This window comes from Vibrio sp. bablab_jr001, from assembly GCF_016464285.1.
Taxonomy (GTDB): Bacteria; Pseudomonadota; Gammaproteobacteria; order Enterobacterales; family Vibrionaceae; genus Vibrio; species Vibrio fluvialis.
This window is the reverse complement of record NZ_JACDWZ010000097.1, coordinates 1-306: the sequence shown is the minus strand read 5'-3', so window position 1 is coordinate 306 and position 306 is coordinate 1. Positions and strand designations below refer to the sequence as shown.

Sequence of the window (306 nt, the reverse complement as noted above, 5' to 3'; positions counted from 1 at the left end):
GCTGGCAGTTCACCCGCTACGCGGCGTTGGTATTCTGCAGCTTCTGCTGGGTAAGCGGCTGCGTAAGCAGCAAATTTCTCATCCCATGCGGCTTCTTTGGCTGCGCCAGCTTCTTTCGCATCCCACTCAGCGTAGATGTCTGCCGGGATTTCAAATGGTGCGTATCCCCAACCCAGGAATTCACGCGCGGCTTGGATTTCGTCAGCGCCCAGAGGAGCACCGTGACAATCGTGTGAGCCAGCTTTGTTTGGCGAGCCGAAACCGATGATGGTTTTGGTGCAGATCAGTGTTGGACGAGGATCGGCT

The 306-nt window shown here is 56.5% G+C and carries 1 pseudogene; it reads right to left on the bottom strand.

The features are described 5' to 3' along the window. Window positions 1-306, bottom strand: a pseudogene (locus JIG40_RS17505) (transketolase); the annotation flags it as partial.